This window comes from Chryseobacterium sp. CT-SW4 (genome assembly GCF_048572715.1).
Classification (GTDB): domain Bacteria; phylum Bacteroidota; class Bacteroidia; order Flavobacteriales; family Weeksellaceae; genus Chryseobacterium.
In genome coordinates this window covers 1,814,448-1,839,519 of record NZ_CP183840.1, presented here as the reverse complement: position 1 = coordinate 1,839,519, position 25,072 = coordinate 1,814,448, and the positions used below count along the sequence as shown (strand labels likewise).

At 36.8% G+C, this 25,072-nt stretch carries 24 protein-coding genes and 1 tRNA gene; 23 read left to right on the top strand and 2 right to left on the bottom strand.

Annotated features, from left to right (window positions below; genetic code table 11):
* The first annotated feature begins 260 nt into the window (after positions 1-260).
* The 14 genes from amaB (at position 261) to ABJ974_RS08305 (ending at position 14,599) form a co-directional block, all read left to right on the top strand.
* Positions 261-1,811, top strand: coding sequence for an L-piperidine-6-carboxylate dehydrogenase (amaB, locus tag ABJ974_RS08370; RefSeq protein ID WP_419870932.1), 1,551 nt, complete (start codon positions 261-263; stop codon positions 1,809-1,811).
* Positions 1,812-1,855: 44 nt separating this feature from the next.
* On the top strand, positions 1,856-3,181 hold the full coding sequence (gene lat / locus ABJ974_RS08365) for an L-lysine 6-transaminase (RefSeq protein WP_419870931.1): 1,326 nt from the start codon (positions 1,856-1,858) through the stop codon (positions 3,179-3,181).
* A 63-nt stretch (positions 3,182-3,244) separates the two neighbouring features.
* The gene (locus ABJ974_RS08360) at positions 3,245-3,475 is read left to right on the top strand and encodes a DUF2007 domain-containing protein (protein WP_419870930.1); all 231 of its coding nucleotides are present in this window, start codon (positions 3,245-3,247) and stop codon (positions 3,473-3,475) included.
* A gap of 84 nt (positions 3,476-3,559) precedes the next feature.
* Positions 3,560-4,075: a GNAT family N-acetyltransferase gene (locus ABJ974_RS08355; protein ID WP_419870929.1), complete on the top strand. Its 516-nt coding sequence runs from the start codon at positions 3,560-3,562 to the stop codon at positions 4,073-4,075.
* A 118-nt stretch (positions 4,076-4,193) separates the two neighbouring features.
* Positions 4,194-4,649 carry a GbsR/MarR family transcriptional regulator gene (locus ABJ974_RS08350; protein ID WP_419870928.1) on the top strand — a complete coding sequence of 152 codons (456 nt, stop codon included), beginning with the start codon at positions 4,194-4,196 and terminating at the stop codon, positions 4,647-4,649.
* Between the two features lies 1 nt (position 4,650).
* Positions 4,651-5,835: an efflux RND transporter periplasmic adaptor subunit gene (locus tag ABJ974_RS08345; protein WP_419870927.1), complete on the top strand. Its 1,185-nt coding sequence runs from the start codon at positions 4,651-4,653 to the stop codon at positions 5,833-5,835.
* Complete coding sequence (locus ABJ974_RS08340; protein WP_419870926.1) at positions 5,835-8,981, top strand: efflux RND transporter permease subunit; 3,147 nt, start codon at positions 5,835-5,837, stop codon at positions 8,979-8,981. The genes ABJ974_RS08345 and ABJ974_RS08340 overlap by 1 nt, the downstream gene beginning before the upstream one ends.
* Before the next feature lie 21 nt (positions 8,982-9,002).
* Positions 9,003-10,418, top strand: coding sequence for an efflux transporter outer membrane subunit (locus ABJ974_RS08335; RefSeq protein ID WP_419870925.1), 1,416 nt, complete (start codon positions 9,003-9,005; stop codon positions 10,416-10,418).
* 113 nt (positions 10,419-10,531) lie between these two features.
* Positions 10,532-11,020 (top strand): GNAT family N-acetyltransferase, encoded by a 489-nt coding sequence (locus ABJ974_RS08330; RefSeq protein WP_419870924.1) that lies wholly within the window; start codon positions 10,532-10,534, stop codon positions 11,018-11,020.
* Between the two features lie 87 nt (positions 11,021-11,107).
* Positions 11,108-11,181: transfer RNA gene (locus ABJ974_RS08325), tRNA-Ala, on the top strand.
* Between the two features lie 229 nt (positions 11,182-11,410).
* The gene (locus ABJ974_RS08320; RefSeq protein ID WP_419870923.1) at positions 11,411-12,796 is read left to right on the top strand and encodes a hypothetical protein; all 1,386 of its coding nucleotides are present in this window, start codon (positions 11,411-11,413) and stop codon (positions 12,794-12,796) included.
* Between the two features lie 17 nt (positions 12,797-12,813).
* On the top strand, positions 12,814-13,389 hold the full coding sequence (locus ABJ974_RS08315; protein ID WP_419870922.1) for a DUF6705 family protein: 576 nt from the start codon (positions 12,814-12,816) through the stop codon (positions 13,387-13,389).
* Positions 13,390-13,421: 32 nt separating this feature from the next.
* Positions 13,422-13,994 carry a DUF6705 family protein gene (locus ABJ974_RS08310; protein WP_419870921.1) on the top strand — a complete coding sequence of 191 codons (573 nt, stop codon included), beginning with the start codon at positions 13,422-13,424 and terminating at the stop codon, positions 13,992-13,994.
* Positions 13,995-14,026: 32 nt separating this feature from the next.
* Positions 14,027-14,599: a DUF6705 family protein gene (locus ABJ974_RS08305; protein WP_419870920.1), complete on the top strand. Its 573-nt coding sequence runs from the start codon at positions 14,027-14,029 to the stop codon at positions 14,597-14,599.
* Positions 14,600-14,708: 109 nt separating this feature from the next.
* On the opposite strand, the gene ABJ974_RS08300 is transcribed toward ABJ974_RS08305, so the two are convergent.
* A complete protein-coding gene (locus ABJ974_RS08300; RefSeq protein WP_419870919.1) occupies positions 14,709-15,134 on the bottom strand; it encodes a hypothetical protein in 426 nt (141 codons plus the stop codon).
* A 197-nt stretch (positions 15,135-15,331) separates the two neighbouring features.
* Between ABJ974_RS08300 and ABJ974_RS08295 the strand changes: the two genes are divergently transcribed.
* Positions 15,332-17,032, top strand: coding sequence for a formate--tetrahydrofolate ligase (locus ABJ974_RS08295; protein WP_419870918.1), 1,701 nt, complete (start codon positions 15,332-15,334; stop codon positions 17,030-17,032).
* 144 nt (positions 17,033-17,176) lie between these two features.
* Positions 17,177-17,542: a hypothetical protein gene (locus tag ABJ974_RS08290; RefSeq protein WP_419870917.1), complete on the top strand. Its 366-nt coding sequence runs from the start codon at positions 17,177-17,179 to the stop codon at positions 17,540-17,542.
* Between the two features lie 210 nt (positions 17,543-17,752).
* Here ABJ974_RS08290 and ABJ974_RS08285 read toward each other — a convergent pair whose 3' ends face one another.
* Positions 17,753-18,394, bottom strand: a complete 642-nt coding sequence (locus ABJ974_RS08285) for a hypothetical protein (protein ID WP_419870916.1) — start codon at positions 18,392-18,394, stop codon at positions 17,753-17,755.
* A gap of 151 nt (positions 18,395-18,545) precedes the next feature.
* Here ABJ974_RS08285 and ABJ974_RS08280 point away from each other — a divergent pair, with 151 nt between their 5' ends.
* The 7 genes from ABJ974_RS08280 (at position 18,546) to hisG (ending at position 25,071) form a co-directional block, all read left to right on the top strand.
* A complete protein-coding gene (locus ABJ974_RS08280; RefSeq protein WP_419870915.1) occupies positions 18,546-19,121 on the top strand; it encodes a C40 family peptidase in 576 nt (191 codons plus the stop codon).
* 40 nt (positions 19,122-19,161) lie between these two features.
* On the top strand, positions 19,162-19,974 hold the full coding sequence (locus ABJ974_RS08275; RefSeq protein ID WP_419870914.1) for a 2,3,4,5-tetrahydropyridine-2,6-dicarboxylate N-succinyltransferase: 813 nt from the start codon (positions 19,162-19,164) through the stop codon (positions 19,972-19,974).
* Positions 19,975-19,999: 25 nt separating this feature from the next.
* Positions 20,000-21,169 carry a glycosyltransferase family 87 protein gene (locus tag ABJ974_RS08270; protein WP_419870913.1) on the top strand — a complete coding sequence of 390 codons (1,170 nt, stop codon included), beginning with the start codon at positions 20,000-20,002 and terminating at the stop codon, positions 21,167-21,169.
* Positions 21,170-21,172: 3 nt separating this feature from the next.
* Positions 21,173-22,102 carry a glycosyltransferase family 2 protein gene (locus ABJ974_RS08265; RefSeq protein WP_419870912.1) on the top strand — a complete coding sequence of 310 codons (930 nt, stop codon included), beginning with the start codon at positions 21,173-21,175 and terminating at the stop codon, positions 22,100-22,102.
* A gap of 2 nt (positions 22,103-22,104) precedes the next feature.
* Positions 22,105-22,878 carry a polysaccharide deacetylase family protein gene (locus tag ABJ974_RS08260; protein WP_419870911.1) on the top strand — a complete coding sequence of 258 codons (774 nt, stop codon included), beginning with the start codon at positions 22,105-22,107 and terminating at the stop codon, positions 22,876-22,878.
* On the top strand, positions 22,878-23,975 hold the full coding sequence (locus tag ABJ974_RS08255) for a glycosyltransferase family 4 protein (RefSeq protein WP_419870910.1): 1,098 nt from the start codon (positions 22,878-22,880) through the stop codon (positions 23,973-23,975). The genes ABJ974_RS08260 and ABJ974_RS08255 overlap by 1 nt, the downstream gene beginning before the upstream one ends.
* Positions 23,976-24,213: 238 nt before the next feature.
* Entirely contained in the window at positions 24,214-25,071 is an 858-nt protein-coding gene (hisG, locus tag ABJ974_RS08250; protein ID WP_419870909.1) for an ATP phosphoribosyltransferase, read from the top strand.
* Position 25,072: the final 1 nt, after the last annotated feature.

The following is a 25,072-nucleotide window of genomic DNA, read 5'->3' as shown; positions in this document are numbered from 1 at the left end:
GGGCGTCCGCTCCAAAGTAGAATATTACGAGCCAAACCAAACCTTTAATGGTAAAAAAAGCCAGACCTGCCCAGCCTACGCGTTTGAACCATTTTTTCAACTTTGAATTATTTTCCTGTGAATTTTCCATCATCTGAAATTAAATAACACTACAAATATACTCATGTTTATAATTAGTCCAAATAAAAAGCTGAACAAAAAATTAAAATTTTGCGATTCGCATAATATTTTTATCTTTAGAAAAACGAAAAGCAATATTTATGTCTAAAAAGCTCAAAGATTTTGGAATTGATAAAACACTTAAAAATCTAGGTATAAAAGAAGAAAATAAAGGAACATCCACAGGAGGCAAATTCTTTGCTTCCGGAAAGACGATCGAAAGTTTTTCTCCGGTAGACGGAAAACTGATCGCAAAAGTCAAATCTTCAGGAGAAAGTGATTATGATAAAGTAATCGAAACTGCTCAAAAAGCCTTTCAGCAATTCAGACTGATTCCTGCCCCAAAAAGAGGAGAACTTGTAAGACAATTAGCTCAGAAATTGAGGGATTATAAAAACGATCTGGGAAAGCTGGTATCCTATGAAATGGGGAAATCTTTACAGGAAGGACTCGGAGAAGTACAGGAAATGATCGACATCTGTGACTTTGCGGTAGGACTCTCAAGACAGCTTCACGGTTACACCATGCATTCGGAAAGACCGGGACACAGAATGTATGAACAGTATCATCCGCTGGGTATCGTAGGAATTATCACCGCCTTCAATTTTCCGGTTGCCGTTTGGTCCTGGAATGCGGCATTAGCTCTCATTTGCGGAAATGTTACCATCTGGAAGCCTTCCGAAAAAACACCTCTTTGTGCTATTGCCTGCCAGAATATCATTGCAGAAGTTTTAAAGGAAAATAACCTTCCTGAAGGAATTTCCAGTGTATTGGTGGCGGATCATGCGGTAGGGCAAAAGCTGGTAGATGATAAAAGAATTGCTTTAGTTTCTTTCACGGGATCTACCAGAGTAGGCAGAATGGTTTCTTCAAAAGTAGCAGAAAGATTCGGGAAATCTATCCTTGAATTAGGCGGAAATAATGCCATTATCATTTCTAAAGATGCGGATCTGGATATGTCTATAATAGGAGCCGTATTCGGTGCCGTAGGAACAGCAGGTCAAAGATGTACTTCCACCCGTAGGCTGATCATTCATGAAAGCGTATATGATGAAGTGAAAAACCGCCTGGTGAAAGCCTATGGACAGTTAAAAATAGGAAATCCGCTTGATGAAAAAAATCATGTAGGACCGTTAATCGATACAGATGCTGTAAAACAATACGAACTATCCATTAAAAAGTGCAAAAAAGAAGGTGGAAAATTTGTGGTTGAAGGCGAAGTCCTTAAAGGTAAAGAATATGAATCAGGGTGTTATGTAAGACCATGCATGGCGGAAGTTAAAAACTCTTATGAAATCGTGCAGCATGAAACTTTTGCCCCTATATTATACCTTATAAAATATAAAACACTGGAAGAAGCCATTGCCATTCAGAATGATGTGCCGCAGGGGCTTTCTTCCGCTATTATGACCCAAAACCTGCGGGAAGCAGAATTATTCCTTTCCCATGCAGGCTCAGATTGTGGTATTGCAAATGTCAATATAGGAACTTCCGGAGCAGAGATCGGAGGAGCTTTCGGTGGAGAAAAAGAAACAGGAGGAGGAAGAGAGTCAGGATCCGATGTCTGGAAATATTATATGAGAAGACAGACGAATACCATTAACTATACAGCCCAGTTACCGCTGGCACAGGGAATTAAGTTTGATATTTAAAACTATTCAAAAATCATATTTTAATCTTTCAATCACAACTCAATATGGAACAGACAATCGAAATAAGAACAAATAAAGTAAAAGAAACAATTGGCAAACATGTTCTTGCAGACGGCTTTGATTTTGTTATGGATATTGAAAAATCCCACGGATCATGGCTTTATGATAAACTTACCGATAGGGAATATTTGGATATGTTTTCCATGTTCGCTTCCGCTTCCATAGGATATAATCATCCTTATGTACTTGCCAAATCAGACTGGCTGGGAAAAATGGCGGTTAATAAACCCACTTTGGCAGATGTGTATTCTGAGGAATATGCCCGTTTTCTTGAAGTTTTTGAACGTGTTGTTATTCCGGAAGAGCTGCAGTATGCTTTTTTTATTGAAGGAGGAACCTTAGGGGTGGAAAATGCGATGAAAGCATGTTTTGACTGGAAAACCAGAAAAAATTTCAGCAAAGGCTTACAGATAGAAGCAGGAATCTGCATCCATTTCCGGCAGTCATTTCATGGGCGAAGCGGATATACCTTAAGCTTAACCAATACTTCAGATCCCAGAAAACATCAATACTTCCCCAAATTTGAATGGCCTAGGATCCTTAATCCCAAACTTAATTTTCCAATTACCGAAGATAACCTGGAAGAAACGATAAAAAATGAAAGGCTGGCCTTACTACAGATCGAGGAAGCTATCCTTTCCCATCCTAATAAAGTAGCCTGTATCATCATTGAACCGATTCAGGCAGAAGGAGGAGATAATCATTTCCGGGATGAATTTTTTAAAGGGTTAAGAAAACTTTGTGATGATAATGAAGTATTGCTGATTTTCGATGAAGTTCAGACAGGAATAGGAATCACCGGAAAAATGTGGGCGTTCCAACATTTTACGGCAAAGCCGGATATTATATCTTTCGGTAAAAAAACACAGGTTTGCGGAGTTTTGGCCAACAGAGAAAAATTTGATCAGGTTCCGAATAACGTTTTCAGAGAAAGCTCCCGTATCAATTCTACCTTTGGAGGTAACTTTATTGATATGCTCAGGTTTCAACTTATCATGGAAGTGATAGAAAAAGAAAACCTGGTTGAAAATGCGAAAGTTGTGGGAGAATACCTGTTGGAAGGCCTTATGGATCTGGCTCAAAGATATCCTGATAAATTATCCAACGCAAGGGGAAGAGGGTTAATGTGTGCCATAGATCTGCCTAGCCATCAGCAAAGAGATATCCTTAGGGACGAGCTTTTTAAAGATGGAATGATCATCTTGGGATGCGGAGACCATTCATTAAGATTCAGACCTCATTTGAATGTTTCCAGGGAGGAAATCAGGCTGGCTTTAGATAAAATTGAGAATAACATTAACAAAATTTAAATACGAGAATTTGTAATTTTCAAAAAAACATTGTATTTTTAGGTGTTCAAAAAGGGATAAAATATGGAAAGAAGTACACGTGTATCAGTTTTTGAAAGTGATAATCCTTCAGAAATTCAGTTAATCAAATCAAAATTAGATGAAGCGCAGATCAGTAATGAAGTTGAAAATAATTATTTAACTTTTACTACTACACCTACGGCAACCTCATTAAAAGTGATGGTGGATCTGGAAAACGAAAAAAAAGCATTTGAAATTATTGATGTATATCTTCAACAGAGTGAAAATCAATAACAATTTCATAATTTTAAATTTTACTACTTCAAACCGAAAATTAATAACAATTAGTTTTCGGTTTTTTACTTCAAAAATTAAAAAATGCTAACCAAGGAAATACAACTTAGAAAAGCGCAATTACAGGATAAGGAAATTATCTGGACCATACTGCAGCAGGCCATAGAAAGAAGAAGAAAAGACGGAAGCAGCCAATGGCAGGATGGTTACCCTAACCCTCAAACCGTGGAAAGTGATATAGAAAAAGGATTCGGATATGTCCTTACTGTAAATGATCAGGTAGCGGTTTATACAGCTTTGATTTTTAATGATGAACCCGCCTACAGCACCATAGAAGGAAGCTGGCTGAGTGATGGAGAATTTTTAGTGATCCATAGGGTAGCAGTTTCGGAAGACTTTGCCGGGCAGGGATTGGTCCAAAAATTATTCGAACTTATTGAGGACTTCACCAGGTCTCATGATGTGGTCAGTATTAAAGTGGATACCAATTATGATAATTTAGCCATGCTTAAAATTCTGGAAAAGCTCGGATATTCCTATTGTGGAGAGGTACTTTTGCGAGAGGGAATGAGAAAAGCTTTTGAGAAGATTATTATTTAAGCAAAAAGTTAAATCCATTTTAATTGAATTTTTAAAACGCAACATATTTATAAAGTCTATTACGTTTTGTTCGGTTAGTTCCGAACTAATTTTTACATTTGTGAGAAATTTTACCAAAATGCAAAGAAGTATAGAGGTTGACGAAAAGATTTTTCAGGATGCGGTGAAGTTCTATGGAACAGTTTTCAATATTCCGCCACTCGCATCTAAAATCTATGCCTACCTTATTTTTGATTTCGAAAAGGTGGGGGTGACTTTTGATGAATTTGTAGAAGTATTTTCTGCAAGTAAAAGCTCAGTCTCTACTAATATTGCGATGTTGATCAATTTACAACTCGTCGTAGATATTAATAAGATCGACGAACGAAAACGATATTTTTTCACAAATGATGATTATATGAAAATACGGTTTGAAAAAATAGTACAAAAAATGCAGGACGAATTAAAACTTTTAGATGACATCAACAATTTTAGAAAAAACAAAGACGAAACTTATATGGAAAAGATAGAAGCGTACAAATCTCTTTTAAATAAAAATATAAAAAATATTCAGGAATCTCTTAATAAACTATAAAATGAAAAATAAGCTTATTATATTTTCAGTGGCAGCGTTTTCTCTGACTGCCTGTAAAAAGGAAGCGGCCAACCAGGGTGGAGCAAAGCCCTATCCGGTAGTATCGGTAGAAGTTAAAAACATCACAGGCTACCAGACTTTTCCTGCCAACATACAAGGGATCGTAAATAATGATGTGCGGGCTAAGATACAGGGATATATTACCCAGGTTTTAGTAGATGAAGGACAATATGTTACGAAAGGTCAGCCACTGTTTCGTTTGGAAACAAATACTTTGAATGAAAATGCAGCAGCTGCCAAGGCTGGTATTGGAGCGGCTAAATCTAGTGTAGCTGCAGCACAGGCTGCCGTGAATGCCGCACAAGTAGAGGTTAATAAATTACGTCCGCTGGTAGAGAAGAAGATCATCAGTAATGTTCAGCTTCAGACAGCTCAGGCTAATTTAGCATCCGCTCAGGCACAGCTTCAACAGGCTATTGCAGCGCAACACCAGGCTTCAGCCAATTATAAGGAAGTGGAAGCCAATATCGATTATTCCATCATCCGTGCGCCTATTTCAGGGGTGGTAGGAAAACTTCCTTTAAAAGTAGGAAGCTTAGTAGGGCCTACAGATCAGACGGCACTTACAACCATTTCCGATACATCACAGGTATATGCTTACTTTTCAATGAATGAAAAAGAATACTTTGATTTCCTTGAAAAAACTGTAGGAGCAACTATGCCGGAAAAAATCAGGAATCTTCCTATGGTAGATTTACAGCTGGCCAACGGAAGCCTTTACCCTGAAAAAGGAAGAATTGAAGCGATTACAGGACAGATTGATCCCGGTACGGGAACCATACAGTTCCGTGTAGGGTTTAACAATGCTCAAAAACTTCTAAGTAATGGTAACAGCGGTACCATAAGATTTCCAAAAACTTATGATAATGTAATGGTAGTTCCTGAAAGTGCTACTTATGAACAACAAGGTATTGTATATGTTTATAAGGTAGAAAAGGATACCGCCAAAAATGTAGTGGTAAATGTAATTGACAGAATTGATAATATGGCATTATTAAAATCAGGTGTCAATAAAGGAGAAACGATTATCGCTGCCGGAATCGGAGGATTAAAATCCGGAACTCCGGTTAAACCACAACCTGTGAAATTAGACAGCCTTGTTCAATCTATAAAACCGAAATTCTAATGATAAAAAACTTTATTAACAGACCGGTTTTGTCCACCGTTATATCAATTTTGATTGTTATACTCGGGATTTTAGGACTTATAGCCTTGCCTGTTACACAGTATCCGGATATTGCTCCGCCTACGGTGAGTGTAAGTGCCACCTATACCGGAGCCAACGCCGAAACCGTAATGAAGAGTGTGGTGGTTCCTCTCGAGGAACAGATCAACGGGGTAGAAGGAATGGATTATATTACGTCTTCAGCCGGAAACGATGGTTCTGCCCAGATTCAGGTGTTTTTTAAACAGGGAATTGATCCGGACATTGCTTCGGTAAACGTACAGAACCGTGTAACCAGAGCAACCCCTTTGCTCCCAAGTGAGGTAACCCGTTCCGGGGTTGTTACTCAAAAGCAGCAGACAAGTGCCCTGATGTATATGTCATTCTACTCAGAAAATAAAGACCTTGATGACGTATACCTTCAGAACTTTTTGAATATTAATATCATTCCGGCGATTAAAAGGATTAATGGAGTAGGTGATGCCAACGTTTTCGGAGGTAAGAACTATTCGATGAGAGTATGGCTGGATCCTGCAAAAATGGCAGCTTATGGACTGACACCATCCGATGTTACAAGTGCCATTAACGAACAGAGTTTGGAAGCTGCAGCCGGTTCCATCGGACAAAATAGCGGAAGTTCCTTTGAATATATCATTAAATATGTGGGTAAATTCAATGAAAAGGAACAATATGACAATATCATCATTAAATCTCTTAGCAACGGACAAAACCTGATGCTGAAAGATGTTGCCAAAGTTGAACTGGCGGGTCTTTCCTATACGGGTATTGGTGAAAACGGAGATTATCCTTCCATCAGTATGGGGATTTTCCAGACACCAGGATCCAATGCGCAGGAGATTATTAAAAATATTAAAGCCTATCTAAAATCAGCAGAAGGAAGTTTTCCTGCCGGGATAAAATATACCTATAACTTTGATACCAATGAATTCCTTGATGCTTCCATCGAAAAGGTGGTACATACCTTGATCGAAGCCTTCATACTGGTATTTATCGTAGTATATATTTTCTTACAGGACTTCAGGTCTACTTTGATTCCGGCTATTGCAGTTCCGGTATCTATTGTAGGATCTTTCTTCTTCCTGAACTTATTAGGCTACTCGCTTAACCTTTTAACATTATTCGCCCTCGTGCTGGCAATCGGTATTGTGGTGGATGATGCGATCGTCGTCGTCGAGGCCGTGCACGCCAAGATGGAGCACGGTATATCAGATGCTAAAAAGGCTACCGTAGAAGCGATGGATGAAATTACAGGTGCGATTATTTCCATTACACTCGTAATGGCGTCGGTATTCGTTCCGGTAACCTTTATTACAGGTCCTACGGGAGTATTCTATCAGCAGTTCGGGATTACGCTTATTGTAGCGATTGTAATTTCCGCCATTAATGCATTAACATTAAGTCCTGTATTATGTTCCTTATTCTTAAAACCTCATTCTGAACATCATGAAGATTATCAGAAAATGAACTTTCTGAAAAAATTCTTCTATAAGTTTAATATTGCCTTCAGAACAGCTACCGAGCGTTACGGAAGAGGATTTATATTCTTATTGAGACATAAATGGGTAACTCTGGTGATATTTGCCATTACGGGAGGTATTCTTTACTGGGCGAGTTCTACCATGAAAAAAGGGTTTGTACCTACGGAAGACCGTGGAATTATCTTTACAGATGTTCAGCTTCCTCCGGGTGCCTCTATGGAAAGAACTTATAATGCGATGAAAACCCTTCAGGCCAATGCGATGAAGATTCCGGGGATTCAAAACGTTACCATTTCCACCGGCCGTGGATTCTTATCCGGTACGGGTAGTAACAACGGTCTTGCCTTCATTAAGTTAACACCTTTTGAAGACAGAAAAAAAGATGGTTTGACGTCTGAAGATATTACCAAGAAATTATTTGGTATTTCAGGGAAAGTTCCTGATGCTAAAGTCGTATTCTTCCAGCCGCCAAGTGTACCTGGATTTGGTACCAGTGCCGGTTTTGAGATGGTATTACTGGATAAATCCGGTGGTGAATATACCGACCTTGATAATATTACAAGTGAGTTTATCGGTAAGTTAATGCAAAGACCGGAAATTGAGTTTGCTCAGACTTCATTCAATACAAGATATCCTCAGTATCAGATGGAAATCAATGTCCCTCTGGCTAAACAGATGGGAGTATCCGTAAGTGATATCTTATCAACCATGCAGGGCTATATCGGGGGAATCTATACCGCAGACTTTACCAAATACGGGAAGCAGTTCCGTGTAATGGTACAGGCTCTTCCTGATGACAGAAAAGATGTCGGCAACCTGAACCAGCTCTATGTAAAAACAGGATCGGGAACCATGTCTCCTATTTCGCAATTCGTGAAACTTGAGAAAACATATGGTCCGCAATCCGTAAGCCGTTATAACTTATTCAGCTCTGTAAAAATTACAGGTTCCAATTCTCAGGGATTCAGTTCCGGAGATGCTATTACAGCAGTTCAGGAAGTGGCTAAAGAAGAATTAAACCAAAATTATGATGTAGAGTTTACAGGGTTAACAAGGGAGGAGTTGAACTCCGGTTCCCAGACCGTCCTGATCTTTGCATTGAGTTTGATCTTCGTATACTTCATTCTTTCTGCACAATATGAAAGTTATATTCTACCGCTGGTGGTTGTGATCTCACTTCCTTTAGGGGTAATGGGAGCTTACTTTGGCCAGAAGATCATGGGTCTTGAGAATAATATTTATTTCCAGATCGCGCTGATCATGCTGGTAGGATTATTAGCTAAAAATGCGATTTTGATTGTAGAGTTTGCAGTGCAAAGGAGACATCACGGTGAAACGATTGTAATGGCTGCCATCAATGCTGCCAAAGCAAGATTAAGACCGATCCTTATGACATCATTTGCTTTTATCTTCGGTTTATTACCACTGGTATTGGCAAGCGGTATCGGAGCTGTGGGTAACAGATCCATTGCAACGGGAGCTGCCATAGGGTTATTGATAGGAACCATTCTGGGACTGTTTGTAATTCCTGTGCTGTTTGTGATTTTTGAATATTTACAGGAGAAAATCAAGCCGCTTAAACAAGAAGAGATCAATTTAGCTGAATAAAAATCTTTAAGATTTCATATAATGAAGAGTTTATTAAAAACAATAAAAGGAATTACTTTTTCAGTGGTCATATTAGCTGCCGTATCATCTTGTATGGCGAGAAAAGAATATGAAAGACCGAAAGATGTAGTGGACGAAAAACTTTTCCGAACCGATATGTTACCCAAGGATAGTACTACTATTGCAGATATTTCATGGAAGGAAATATTTACGGATCCTGTACTTCAAGGTCACATTTCAAAAGCGTTGGAAAATAATTTAGATATCCGTATTGCCCTGCAGAACATTACTTCTGCAGAGGCTTACCTAAAGCAAAGTAAAGCTGCATTCCAGCCCACACTTTCGGTAGGACCCAATTATACCTTTCAGACCCAGTCTCTGAATACCCAGTTTGGTCAGATCATCGGATCCAGACGTTATATCAACCAGTTTGATATTACAGCAAGTATTGGATGGGAACCTGATATTTGGGGAAAATTAAAAGCTCAGCAGAAAGCCCAGCTGGCAAGTTATCTAGGAACTATTGCAGCCCATAAAGCAGTGAAAAGTGATTTGGTAGCTTCTATTGCGACGAGCTATTATCAATTATTGGCGTATGATTCCCAAAAGAGAATTATTGAGGAAACTATTGAAGTCCGTAAGCAAAATTTAGAAACCAACAAAGCTTTAAAAGAAGCGGGAACCGTTACTGAGGTAGCCGTTCAGCAAAGTGAAGCTTTACTTCTCAATGCCCAGTCTTCCCTTATTGATATGGACACGCAGATCCAGTCTTTGGAGAATACGATGAGCCTTTTAATGGGAGAAGCTCCACATGCTATTGAAAGAACAGCATTGGAAACTCAAAAGCTTCCGGTAAATTTAGAATTGGGATATCCAGCCCAGCTTTTGGCTAACCGCCCTGATGTAATGCAGGCTGAGTTCTCATTAATGAATGCATTTGAACTGACGAATGTTGCCAAAGCCCAGTTTTATCCAAGCCTGACACTTACGGCAAGCGGAGGGGTTCAAACGGTGGATATCGATCATTTATTCAATGTAAACTCCTTATTCGCGACCGTTGTAGGGGGATTAACGCAGCCTATACTTAATAAAAGGCAGATTAAAACCAACTATGATGTGAGTCTTGCCAATAAGGAAACCGCTTATCTTAACTTTAGGAAAACCGTACTTACGGCAGGTAAAGAAGTTTCTGATGCGATTAGAGTATTCTCCGTACAGGATTCTTTTATTGATCTGAAGAAAAAAGAGCTTGCCTCCTATAAAAAGACGGTAGATTATTCTCAGGAGCTTGTTAATTACGGTATGGCCAATTATCTTGACGTATTAACTGCAAGTGTGAGCTCATTGAATGCCGAACTGGATATTACCAATGCGGAATATAATAAGATGAAAGCAGCCGTAGACCTTTATAAAGCGCTCGGCGGAGGATGGAAATAATGGTAAATAAATAATTAATTTTAAACGTATGTTCGCAGGGACATACGTTTTTTAATATAATAATTTGGATTTATAAAGTCTGATGTATAGCTTTAAACTCTAAAAATTGAAGTATGACGGTGAACGTAAAGTCCCTTGGAAACGAATATTCCGAACAAGTTATCGATCTCATTCTGAATATCCAGCAGAAAGAATTTAATGTACCTGTTACTTTGAAGGATCAGCCTGATCTCATTCAGATTGAAGCCTTTTATCACAGGGACGGTGGCCACTTTTGGGGAGCTTTTGTAAATGGAGAGCTGGCCGGAACCATTGCCTTAATAAAGTTTGACGAAAGGGCAGGGGCTATCAGAAAAATGTTTGTAAAGAAAGAATACAGAGGAAAAGAATTGAAGATAGCTCAAATACTTCTTGAAGAATTGATCTCATTCTGTACGGAACAGGGAATCGATGAATTATATCTGGGAACCGTAAGTATTCTGAAAGCAGCGATGCGATTTTATGAACGTAATACTTTTAAAGAAATAAATAAGGAAGTATTACCCTCAAAATTTCCTGTAATGGGAACGGATAATGTCTTTTATATGCTCAATTTAAAGTAATTAGCAACAATATTAAATTTTTATTTATAAAATATTTGTAGCTATTGTTTAATTACTTACTTTTGTACCGCTTTAGAAAAGCAGGAAGGGGAATTAGCTCATCTGGCTAGAGCGTTAGACTGGCAGTCTAAAGGTGACGGGTTCGATCCCCGTATTCTCCACTAAAAAGAGTTGTAGTTTTTACTGCAACTCTTTTTTAGTTTCTGGCATTTACTTCTCATTTTGCTATTTCAGAAGTTTTTTAAGATTCTTTATTATTCATAACAAGTATTCATCAAAATGACCAAAATCATATCTATTACGGTTTTCCGTAATAAAACAATAATTTATTTTCACATATTTGGGATATAATAAATTTGTATTATATTTAACACATAAAAACTAACAAACATGAGGAAAAAAATTATACTCTGGCTATTCTCTGTAGCCATATCTTTATTTACATTTCATTCCTGTAGCTCAGAAGATGACTATATTAAAAGTCAGGATGAAAAATATACTTCTAATAAATTTCAAATATTTTTAGCTCAGGATGGAAAAACGATCAATTATGCAGAGGGATTTAAATCTCTGATGGAAAGATACGACAGCCTTTATACTGTCAGCCATACCACAAAGACAATGCACAGGTCTTTCAGTAAATCTGAAAGTATCGCAAGTGAATATATAGAGTTTAATATCCGATCACAGGAATTCACCACAGATAACAATGAAAAATATGTACTTTTCCCTTTGATAAGAAATTATCAGGTAGATGGCATAATGGTTGCGACTCTAAGAGAAGAGGAAACCATAGTAGAATATTATGAAATGTCCAAGGATGAAAAAAACTATCAGGAAATTTTAAATCTATTTAAAGTGCAGTATTTGAAAAGTACGGTAAAAAGCAGATTAAATAAATCTGCATGTGGTTTTGATGGTTATCCTCCCTGCGATATTGATACGGTAATTATTACAGTTCCAAAAACAGGTGGCAACGGCAACGGTTTACCGTCTGGGGGAAGCGGTGGAACATCGGGAGGCTGTTCTATTTATCAAAACTGTATTGACGGTAACCTCGACGGTGGTGGCGGTGGTGGAGTTCCTGAACTTGAACTAAGTTCATGTTTCAGAACAAAACTAATGATTTCTAAACAGCAGATAAAAGAAAAAACAAACGCACTGTTTGACCAATCCAAACTGACGGGAGAAAAAGGCTTTATGGCTAATTCTGATGGTTTAACAAGTCCAATTGTAACAGGTGAAGACCATAGCGTAGACTTTGGAGACATATCAGGATATGAAGGGTATTATCATAATCATACACCCGATGGGGTTAAGATATTTTCCCCCGGTGATATTCGTAAATTGTTTGAATTTATCATTAAATTACCTGCTGGAATCTCTCTTGATACCGCTTTTGGAGGAATGGTGTCCACGGAAGTTTGCGCAGGCGGTTGCCCTGATGGCTACGAATATTTTCATTACATTATGACTTACATAGGGAATTCAAGCGATGCCGGAACTCTATATCAACATGTACATTCTCTTGATCTCACTACTTTAACAAATGATTATAGGGATTATGAACGAAGCCTTAGAAATAGCTCCGGTAATTCTTCACAATATGGGAATTATGTTGGAAATAAGGCATTAGAAAAACTGTTTTATAGCACCCTTAATAAAATGGGAATCAAAAGCAATCAGATTAATTTACAGAGAGTAGATCAAAACGGAAATATAACCAATGTAACGCCCGATACTAACGGTAACCCGCAAGATTCCCAATGCCCTTAATATTCAAAATAACAATTATGAAAACAATATTCACATTATTTGCTTTAACAATGAGTTTAATCACATGTAAAGCACAACAGGTTTATCCTTTAAATACTTACTATGAAGATGCTCCTAATTATTCTTATATGAAAGATCTTAATAATGAGCTTACCCCTTATGTGGGAACTTATAAAGCCACTTATAATGGCAATGAGGTTATTTTAGTTATAACCAAAGAGGATAAAAAACTACTTACACGCTCTAATGATAGAAAATATTATAAGGATGTCCTGAATGTAAAATATACAGTAAAAGATATAGCGACAGGAACTGTGCTTGATGATAATATAAATCCAACTGGTCCTGACAAAAAGGAACTTATGAGCATGGGGACTAATCCCCCCGACAATAACAGCATTGATTTAGGATATGATGGTACAAAATGCGGTATAGGCTGGGGAAGAATCACCCTTTTAAAAATCAACACTACCCAGTTTAAATGGTCTTATTATCCCAATTCAAGTATTTTTAGTGGTAATGACTGCCCTGATAGCAAAAATATCAAAGTTTATCTCCCTCATACTAAAAATCTCATTTTCACAAAACAATAAACTTTGTTATCTCTGATCACGGATTATTTATTATGAAAACAATATTCACACTATTTGCTTTAACAGTCAGTTTAATCACATGTAAAGCACAACAGGTTTACCCTTTAAATGCAGATTTTGACGAGGTTGCTGATCATTCCTATTTAAAAGACCTTAATAATGAGCTTACCCCTTATTTAGGGACTTATAAAGCCACTTATAACGGAAATGAAATTACCTTAGTTATTACCAAAGAAGATAAGAAACTGATAGAATTAACATCTAAGAAATTTTATCAGGATGTTCTTCATGTTAAATACACTGTAAAAGATATTACAACAGGAACCATACTTGATGATAATCTAAACCCGACAGGTCCTGATAAAAAGAAACTTGAAAGCATGGGGACAAATGCACTTGATAATAATAGCATTGATTTATATTACTCCGGTACTAAATGTGGCATAGGTTGGGGAAGAATCACCCTTTTAAAAATTAATGATACACAATTTAAATGGACATATTATCCTAATTCAAGTATTTTTAGCGGTAATGATTGCCCTGATAGCAAAAGCATAAAAGTCTACCTTCCTGATACAGAGAACTTAATTTTCACAAAACAATAAACTTTATTATCTCTGATCACGGATTATTTATTATGAAAATAATATACACATTACTTACTTTAACACTAAGTTTGGTAACTTATAAAGCACAGCAGACTTATCCACTGAATACTTACTATGGAGATGTTTCTGATTATTCTTATATGAAGGATCTAAATAATGAACTTACTCCTTATATAGGCACTTATAAAGCTACTTTTGAAGGGAATGAAATTACATTAACTATTACCAAAGAGGATAAGAGATTACAAAAAATACTGAATAATAGATACTATATGGATGTTCTTAATATAAAATATATAATAAAGAATATAGCAACTGGAATTATACTTGAAGACAACCTAAATCCTGTAGATCAAGATCTAAATGAAATGATGAGTATGGGAACTAATCCAAAGGATAATAACACGATTGATTTTCATTATACAGGTGGTAGATGTAGTATTGGATGGGGAAGAATTACATTATTAAAAATTAATGATACACAAGTTAAATGGGCTTATTATCCTAACTCAGTACTTCTCAGTGATTCAACTTGTCCAAATTCAGGTGAGTTAAAAATATATCTCCCTGATACCAGAAATCTTATTTTCACTAAACAATAAACTTTTAATCTTCATAATGGCTGGTTTTATTATTATTACAATAATAGAATCAGCCTTTTTACTTACTGATTTTTGTTCATCTAAGGTACATTATAGAAGGCTTTAATTTTCAATCCACCGTAGTAATGTACATCCTGAAATTCCTATCCGTACACATCACAGAAATTTTTCTGTCATCAATAACATAGTCAAGGAAAATCCCGATTTTCCCATCCATTATTAACCGGTAAGCCACATTCGTATCTTCTACATCTTTATACTGATCGGGAATAATACTTGTATTGCTGGAGGGTTCTTCTATACCGCTTAGTCCGGCAATATATTCTACTTTGTCCCGGATGCTTTCCAGACCGGTGATGGTTTTAGGGAAGTTCATCGTGTAAGATTCTCCGTCATAAAGCCATACATAATAGTCGTTCTTATTACTCTCATCTTCCATAAAATAGGCATAGGTTTCATAGTCTTTTGTAAGTTTGGTCTGAGCTGTTAAAGAAAAGGATAGAATGAAAAAACAGAATAAAAATAAAGTTTTCATAACATAAAATTTTGGTTGTTAGTTTATTATAAAATTATGAAAATTTCTCTTACATCAGGAGATTAAATGAATAGAGAATATTCTTATAATTCTGACCCTTTTTTTTGACGATATTATTTTCTCCAATATGATGTTTCTCACCTCATAAGAAGCTTAAAATAATTAAATTTGAATAGATTCTAAACAAATAAAAACACATGAGTACTTTATATAAAGAAGAGGTGACCACCTTTCCTTCCGATATTGAAATTGCAAGATCAACAGCTTTAGAACCGATTACCCAGATTGCCGCAAAAGTGGGCATACAGGAAGAATATGTGATCCCTTACGGAAAGCATATGGCTAAGGTTCCTTTGGACCTCATTTCCGAAGAAAAAATAAAACAGTCCAATCTGATATTGGTTACTTCCATCACGCCCACCAAAGCCGGAATCGGAAAAACAACCGTTTCCATAGGACTGGCATTGGGATTGAATAAAATAGGGAAAAAAGCAGTGGTGGCACTTCGCGAGCCTTCTTTAGGTCCTTGTTTCGGAATGAAGGGAGGAGCAGCCGGCGGCGGATATGCGCAGGTATTACCTATGGAAAACATCAATTTGCATTTCACAGGCGATTTCCATGCTATTACTTCGGCTCATAATATGATTACCGCATTGCTTGATAATTACAATTATCATAACAGGGGAACAGATAAAGTTTTAAAAGAAGTACTCTGGAAAAGAGTACTGGACGTCAATGACAGAAATCTCCGAAATATAACGACAGGATTGGGTGGAAGTGCCAACGGAGTTCCGCAGGAGTCAGGATTTGATATTACACCGGCATCCGAAATTATGGCAATATTATGCCTTTCCAGAGATGTTGAAGATTTAAGAAGAAGAATAGAAAACATACTGTTAGGATATAAAGCAGATGGAAGCATGTTCACTGTAAAGGATCTGGGAGTAGCTGGGGCGATAACGGTTTTACTCAAAGATGCGCTCAATCCTAATTTGGTTCAGACTACTGAAAATACGGCTGCTTTCGTTCATGGAGGGCCATTCGCCAATATTGCACACGGATGTAATTCCGTGATCGCTACTAAGATGGCGATGAGCCATTCGGAATATGTGATTACTGAAGCAGGATTCGGGGCCGATCTCGGAGCAGAAAAATTCTTTGATATCAAATGCCGTAAAGCAGGATTAAATCCGAAGCTGACGGTAATTGTAGTAACAGCACAAGGATTAAAAATGCATGGAGGAGTTTCCGTAAATGAAATCAAACAGAAGAATACAGCAGGAATTATCCAGGGGCTGGACAACCTGAAAAAGCATATTGAAAACATCCGGTCCTATAAGCAAAGCATTGTGATTGCCTTTAATAAATATAATACGGACTCAGAAGAGGAAATAGAAATCATCAGGGAATTTTGTAAAAAACACGAAGTAGGTTTCGCTCTTAATGATGCCTTCGCCCACGGAGGTGAAGGAGCCAGGAAGTTTGCTGAGCTGGTAGTAAATACCATAGAAGAAAATCCTTCCCAACCTTTACAATTTGTGTATGAAGATCAGGATTCCATAAAAGTTAAGGTAGAGAAGATCGCTCAGAAAATTTATGGCGCTGCATCTGTTAATTTCAGTTCACAGGCGCTTAAAAAAATTAAAAAGATTCAGGAAACCGATATGAATACTTTCTCCGTTTGTATTGCCAAAACCCAATATTCATTTTCTGCCGATCCAAAAGCTTATGGAGTAGCCCACAATTTTGAGTTTCAGATATCCGATATTGTGATCAACAGGGGAGCTGAATTTATAGTGGTTTTAGCCGGAGATATCATGCGTATGCCGGGGCTTCCGAAAGAACCTCAGGCATTACATATAGATTTTCAGGATGGACAGATAGAAGGATTAAGTTAAAAAACGGTAAAATATTAAAATTTCATTATCAATTTCAGGTAAATAGTATTGTTTAACAACAAATGGCAGTCTTCATTTATTAATATTTAAAAAATATTTGTATTTTAGCCCGAATTTTAAATATAAATAAAACAATCATTAACTATGAAGAAGCTTTTTCTACTTTTTTTTGCAGCACTTTTCTTATTAAGCTGTAGCTCGGATGAAGATACCATCTATGATTATATAGGAACCTGGTCGGGAACCTATGAGGGGAGTGACAAAGGAGTATGGAACATCGTAGTAGCAAGTGACGGAAAAGTAACAGGAACAATGCATTCCGAAGTTAATGAAGAAAATTACAGCATTTCAGGACGTTTAAGTGATTCCGGAGAGCTTAATGCCGTGGTAGGCTTACCTTCCGACGGAGATTTCAGAGGAAACCTGGCTGATGGAAAAGGAAGTGGAAGCTGGACTAATTCAGTTCCGACACCGGAAAGATCGGGATCGTGGACCGGAGAAAAGAATTAATTTGAATATCTATATACAATTTTTCACTACTGTCATTCTGAAGAAGGAAGAATCTCATAATATGGCTTAGATTCTTCATTTCACTTCGTTACATTCAGAATAAAAGAGTCATAACAATAAGATAAACTCATTAGTGTAAAATTGTATGTAATTACCTTAATTTAAATATCTAAATATACAGAGCCTATAAATTCATTTTATAGGCTTTTTTTATACAAATCCCATAGCTGTTATTTTCCCTTTCTTTTTAGCCGTAACAAAATGAAGCAGAAAATCATCATCCGAAAACTGCTTTTCAAAAGAAACTTCCGGTTGCTCATTAAAAGGAATCGTCTCTTCGGCTGCATTTACTTCATAGTCTTCAAAGTTGATCTTTAAAGTCGTAATGATCACTTCATCCGCTGTAAGATCCTTTATATGAAGTGTTTTATCCCACAAACCCATACTTACGGCCAAATGCTCCAAACTGGATTTTTTACCCATCTGGAACTTTTTAAGAAGCATTTTACCTTCCTCGGTGTTGAGTCCGTTGTATACCGTTCTTTTACCTTTTTCCGATAAACCGTCCAGATCTTTTATTTGTGTCATCAGCCTGGCAAATCGCTGATAGAGTAGGGGCTCGCCGGATTCTTTGATATAGCCGTCTAAGGCGGTCCGGATTATTTTTCCCACTTTGGAGCAGTGCCCGAATTCCGAACTGTTCTGTCTTACCTTCTCATAAGCAGGATTCTTTTTATAAGCAGCTTTATTGAACCCGCTTTTCTTCCGAACCACATTTTTTCCGTTCAGGGTGTAAAATACCAGATCACCGACTGATCCTTTCAGTTTAATCAAGCTTTCGTATGTAGCCATATCTATTAGTTGGCATCAAATATAGTGATAATTAATTTAATAGATAATCTTTAAGTATACTTGTAGTATAGTTATAGTATAGTTTATAGATAATTAAAATATAATATGTATATTTGTAAAAATTCAGCTACTCAGCTAAAAATCAAATGATATGGTTTCTAAATTATTTGTGAAAAATTTCGGTATAAAGCAGGTTTCAGCTTTACTTGTTGCATCATCCGTGATCATTTCTTGCGGAAGTTCAAAAAGTGTAGCCTCCAGAAAGACAACGTCTACTAAGACCAAAACGGTTGCAAAAACCGAAAGCCTTAGAAGTCTGGATTCCGGTTTCAGCGGAAAAGTTTCAGGTTCGGTAAAAAGCTTACTGAAGGATGCGGAAAAATATATAGGTACACCTTATAAATTCGGGGGTAATACATCTTCCGGTTTTGACTGTTCAGGATTTACCTTAAAAGTATTTGAAGAAAACGATTACAAATTACCAAGAAGATCATCTGATCAGGCAGAAACAGGTAAAAAAATAAATATCAGAGAAGTGAAACCGGGTGATCTTTTATTTTTTGCTACCGGCGGGGGAAGCCGGGTATCTCACGTGGGAATTGTTCACGATATTGATAACGGAGAAATTAAATTTATTCATGCTTCCACTTCAAAGGGAGTGATAATTTCTTCATTAAATGAAAAATATTGGAACAAAGCTTATCTACATGCGCAAAGAGTTTTGTAAATTTGCATTTAAAAAATTATTTTAAATATAAATTACAGACATGTCGTTACAACAAACAATTGAAAACATTTGGGATAATAGAGATTTATTACAAAATGAAGACAGCCAGAAAGCCATCAGAGAAGTAGTTTCTCTATTGGATTCAGGAGAGCTTCGTGTTGCTGAGCCTACGGAAAACGGGTGGCAGGTAAATGAATGGGTGAAGAAAGCAGTAGTAATGTATTTTCCGATTCAAAAAATGGAAACCATAGAAGTAGGTCCATTTGAATTTCATGATAAAATTCCTTTGAAGAGAAACTATGCCGAAAAAGGAGTAAGAGTTGTACCTCATGCAATAGCCAGAGAAGGTTCTTTCGTAGCTTCAGGAGTAATTATGATGCCTTCTTACGTGAATATCGGGGCGTATGTAGATTCCGGAACAATGGTAGATACATGGGCAACAGTAGGAAGCTGTGCACAAATTGGTAAAAATGTACACTTAAGCGGTGGTGTAGGTATCGGAGGTGTATTGGAGCCGTTACAGGCTGCTCCGGTAATTATTGAAGATGACTGTTTCATCGGATCAAGATGTATCGTTGTAGAAGGTGTACATGTGGAAAAAGAAGCTGTTTTGGGTGCTAATGTAGTACTTACGGCCTCTACTAAGATCATTGATGTAACAGGAGACCAGCCTGTAGAAATCAAAGGAAGAGTTCCTGCACGTTCCGTAGTGATCCCAGGAAGTTACACCAAACAATATCCTGCCGGAGAATATCAGGTTCCATGTGCCTTAATTATCGGTCAAAGAAAAGAATCCACCGATAAAAAGACTTCCCTGAATGATGCGTTGAGAGATAATAATGTTGCGGTATAATTATTAAACCCTAACATCCCACATTTTGAAAGAAAAACTTTTAAAAATAATAGTAAACCCTAAATATATATTTGGGGTTTATCTTATTATAGCCATTGCGACCGCTATTTCAAAATATCTGAGAGGAGATTATGCTATCAATAATTATCTGATCTTTAAAAATGTATTTTTTAATACCCTTCATCAGAAAAACTTATTTATCCATTACCCTGACTTATATTTTGATCTCAATCATTACGGTATTTTTTTCAGCCTGTTGATTGCTCCTTTTGCCATAATGCCGGACTGGCTAGGAATTTCCTTATGGAATGTGGCCAATACCTTCATATTTGTATATGCCATTTACAAATTACCATTCTCCGATTCCAAAAAAGCAGTATTGGGTGTCCTTTGCCTGCAGGAATATATTACAGCAGCCTTAAGCTTACAGTTCAATGTAGCCCTTACCGGATTGCTAATCCTATCTGCAGTATACATTTATAATAAAAAAGAGCTAAAATCCGTAACAGCTATACTCATTGGCATATTTGTAAAGATTTATGGAATAGTAGGGCTTTCTCAATTTTTCTTTATTAAAAACAAACTGAAATTCATTGGAGGAGGACTTGTAATTGCCTTGATATTTTTTGCAGTTCCCATGATCTATTCCAGTCCTCAGTTTGTGATTCAGTCATATAGCGACTGGTTTCATTCCATCATGGAAAAAAACAATGAAAACCAGGTATTGGGAAATATGCAGGATATTTCATTAATGGGTTTTTTCAGAAGGATCTTAGGGGATGCTTCCATATCCAACCTGGTATTTTTAGCATTCGGCTTACCGCTTTTTGCCATTCCTTATATCCGTATCAGCCAGTATAAACATTACGCTTTTCAGCTTATGATCCTGGCTTCTACTTTACTGTTTTTAGTCCTTTTCAGTTCCAGCTCGGAATCTCCCACCTATATAATTGCGGTTGCCGGAGTCTTGATATGGTTTTTCCTTCAAAAGAAAAGAACCTCTTTAATCATGGGGCTGTTGATTTTCGTTATTATTTTTACATGTTTTTCTACTTCAGACCTGTTTCCGAAACATATAAAGCACAATTACATTATAAAATATTCGTTAAAAGCCGTACCTTGCATTTTCGTCTGGCTAAGGATTATTTATGAGCTTTTAGTTAAAGATTTTGAAAAAGATTACAGTTTGCAATAAAGTATGAAAAAAATTTCCATCGTCATCCCTGCTTATAATGAAGAAGGTAATATTCCTCTCATTCATGAGAAAATAAAGAATGTTTTTTCTCAATTGGATCACTATGACTTTGAAATTATTTTTGTGAATGACGGAAGCAGAGATAACACCCAGCAGATATTGGAACAGCTGTCCGAACAGCATGAAGAAATTAAATTCATTGAATTTTCAAGAAACTTCGGGCATCAGCCGGCTGTAAAAGCAGGAATAGATGTTTCATACGGAAACGCTGTAATCTCTATGGATGGAGACTTGCAGCATCCACCGGAACTCATCCCCGAAATGATCAGAAAATGGGAAGAAGGATATGATATCGTTTATACCATAAGAACCTATCCCAAACAGATTTCCTATTTTAAAAGAAAGACCTCCGATTTTTTTTATGTAATACTCTCCGGCCTATCGGATGTAAATCTTACTAAAGGTGGAGGCTCAGACTTCAGGCTCATGGATGCCGGAGCAGTAGAAGTCATGAGAAATTTCACAGAAGATGATCTCTTTTTACGCGGGCTTACCAGCTGGATGGGATATAAACAAATAGGGATTAACTTTACTGCCAACGAAAGACTGGCAGGTGAAAGCAGCTATAATTTAAAGAAAATGTTAACCTTTGCCTTTACAGGGATTACCGCATTTAGTGTGAAACCGCTTTATATTGCAGCCTATCTTGGATTTTTATTTTCCGGGGTTTCGGTAGTAGGATATATCCTGTACGTTATTTACAGCTTTATTTCCAAAACAGAAATATCAGGCTGGGCTTCTTTAATCATGACGATTGTTTTTTTCGGTGGGATCCAACTCATTATTTTAGGAATAATAGGCATTTATTTAGGTAAAATATTTAAGCAGATGAAGGGGAGACCTAATTATATTATCAAATCTAAAAATTTATAAAAATGGTATTATTAAGTTTTGATATTGAAGAATTTGATATGCCATTGGAATACAAAGGAGCCATTCCTTTTGATAGGCAGATTTCTATTTCCCAGACTGGACTGGAAACGATTCTGGATATTCTTAAAAAACATCACGTAAAGGCAACCTTCTTTTCCACCGTTGTCTTTGCAGAAAACAGCAAACCTTTAATCAGCAGGCTTTTAAAGGAAGGCCACGAGCTCGCTTCCCACACGTGGTTCCATTCCCAATTTGAAGAAAAGCATCTTCAGGAGTCAAGAGAAAAACTTGAAGAAATGTTTTCCACTCCGGTTACAGGGCTCCGGATGCCGAGAATGATGCCCGTAAGTCCGCAGGCTGTTGAGAAAGCAGGGTATGCTTACAATTCATCAGTTAATCCCACATTTCTTCCCGGCAGATATAATAACCTTAAAGTACCAAGAACTTATTTTAAAGAAGGAAATGTAACCCAGGTACCGGCTTCTGTAACTCCAAATTTCAGGATTCCTTTATTCTGGCTTAGTTTTCATAACTTTCCTTTAAAACTTTATAAAAAGTTGGCTCTTGATGTATTAAAACATGATCAATACCTTAATATCTATTTTCATCCATGGGAGTTTGCAGAAATAAAAGATGAAGAATTTAAGCTGCCCGGATTTACCGTAAAAAACACCGGAAATGAAATGGTCGAAAGGTTTGACGATTTTATAGGATGGCTTAAAGATAAAAAATATAACTTTGGAACCTTTCAGGAATTTCAAAAAAACAGGCAATAATGAAAATAGCTTTTGATGCTAAACGGTTTTTCCATAATGCTTCCGGACTGGGGAATTACTCCAGAGATCTTATCAGAATACTTTCCCGGTATTATCCTGAAAATGAATATATCCTTCTCAATAAAAATCAATCCGAAAGAGGCAGAGAGATTCTAAGCCAGCCAAATGTAAAATTTGCAGCCACCACTAAAGGAAGCCTGGCCCGCCAATTAAAAATGGGGAAAGATGCGCAGCGGCTGAATGTAGATATATTTCATGGCTTATCCGGAGAATTACCTTTAAAATGGGAGAAAAAAACTATAAAAAAAGTAGTGACTATTCATGATCTTATTTTCATGAGATATCCTCAATACTATTCGTTTTTTGATCGTAAAATCCATCTTTGGAAATTCAGGAAAGCAGCTTTACTAGCCGATAAAATCATTGCAATTTCCGAGCAGACCAAACAGGATATTATTCACTATCTGAAAGTTCCCGAAACTAAAGTTGAAGTCATTTATCAAGGTTGCCATCAGGCATTTAAAGAGGAACAGCAAAAAGATTTTAAAGAAGCCGTACAGCAAAAATTCAATCTTCCGGAACGTTATATCCTGAATGTAGGAACCATAGAAAACCGAAAAAACCTTTTAAATATTGTAAAGGCTATTGATAAAACGGAAATTCCATTAGTCGTGGTCGGAAAAAAAACAAAATACTACCAAAAAATAGAAAAGTACATCAGAAAGAATAAAATGGAAAAGCAAATCCATTTTCTGGAAGGTGTTTCTATGGAAGAATTGGCGGTACTATACAAACTTGCCGATATATTTGTTTATCCAAGCTTCTTTGAAGGGTTTGGAATTCCGGTGATCGAAGCCTTATTTTCCAAAACAGTAGTTGTTACAAGTAATGTAAGCTGTCTGCCTGAAGCGGGTGGACCCGATTCGGTATATGTGGATCCTTCTCAATATCTGGATATTCAGGCTAAAATTAAATTCCTTTGGGATAACGCAGAAGAGAGGAAACGCCGTTCAGATAAAGGATTTGAGTTCGTTCAAAAGTTCAATGACCAGACTATTGCAGGCGAACTTATGGATTTTTATAAAAAAATTCTTTAAAATTCTTTGTTATTTAAAAATAAGTTCTAATTTTGTAACATAATTTTTACAAATGAAACCTAACTTTTTAACACATCATCATTATCATCATATCTGCTAAGACGGAACTGATTGATAATTTGTGTTAAAAACAAAAAATAATTAAAAACCGTCTGAGTCAATAGACGGTTTTTTTATTTCTATTATTTCCGGAAATTTTTGCCTTTATCTATTTACTCAGACCCCATAAAAAAACAAAATGAGTAAATTAAGAATTGCTATTCAGAAAAGCGGACGTCTTTATGAAGATTCATTACAACTTCTGAAAGACTGCGGAATTTTCATCAACAACGGCAAGGACCAGCTTAAGGTAACAGTAGATAATTTTCCCATGGAAATTATGTACCTGCGAAACTCGGATATCCCCCAATACCTTGAAGATGGAGTAGTAGACATCGCCATTGTAGGAGAAAACTTATTAATTGAAAAACAAAAACAAGTAAAGATCGTACAGAAACTCGGTTTCTCAAAATGCAGGGTATCTCTTGCAGTTCCAAAAGATATTGAAACCAACGATCTCAGTTACTTTCAGGGCAAAAAAATTGCCACTTCTTATCCCAATACCTTACAACAATTTTTGAACAAAAATAATATCAAAGCCGATATACACGTTATTTCGGGTTCAGTAGAAATTGCTCCCAATATAGGTCTTGCAGACGGAATATGCGATATCGTGAGTTCCGGGAGTACACTTTTCAAAAACGGACTAAGAGAAACGGTTACCCTTCTTACTTCCGAAGCTGTTTTAGCTGAAAATTCAGATTTGAATGCCGATAAAAAGAAAATACTGGAAAAGTTTTTATTCAGAATACAGGCAGTTCTTAAAGCCAAAAATTCTAAATATATACTGATGAACGTTCCCAATGATAAGATTCCCATCATATCCAAAGTTCTTCCCGTACTGAAAAGCCCTACCGTTATTCCTCTTGCAGAAGAAGGCTGGAGTAGTATCCATTCCGTAATTGATGAAAAAAGGTTCTGGGAAGTCATCGACGAACTCAAAGCCAGTGGAGCACAAGATATTTTAATAATTCCAATAGACAAAATGGTGATATAAT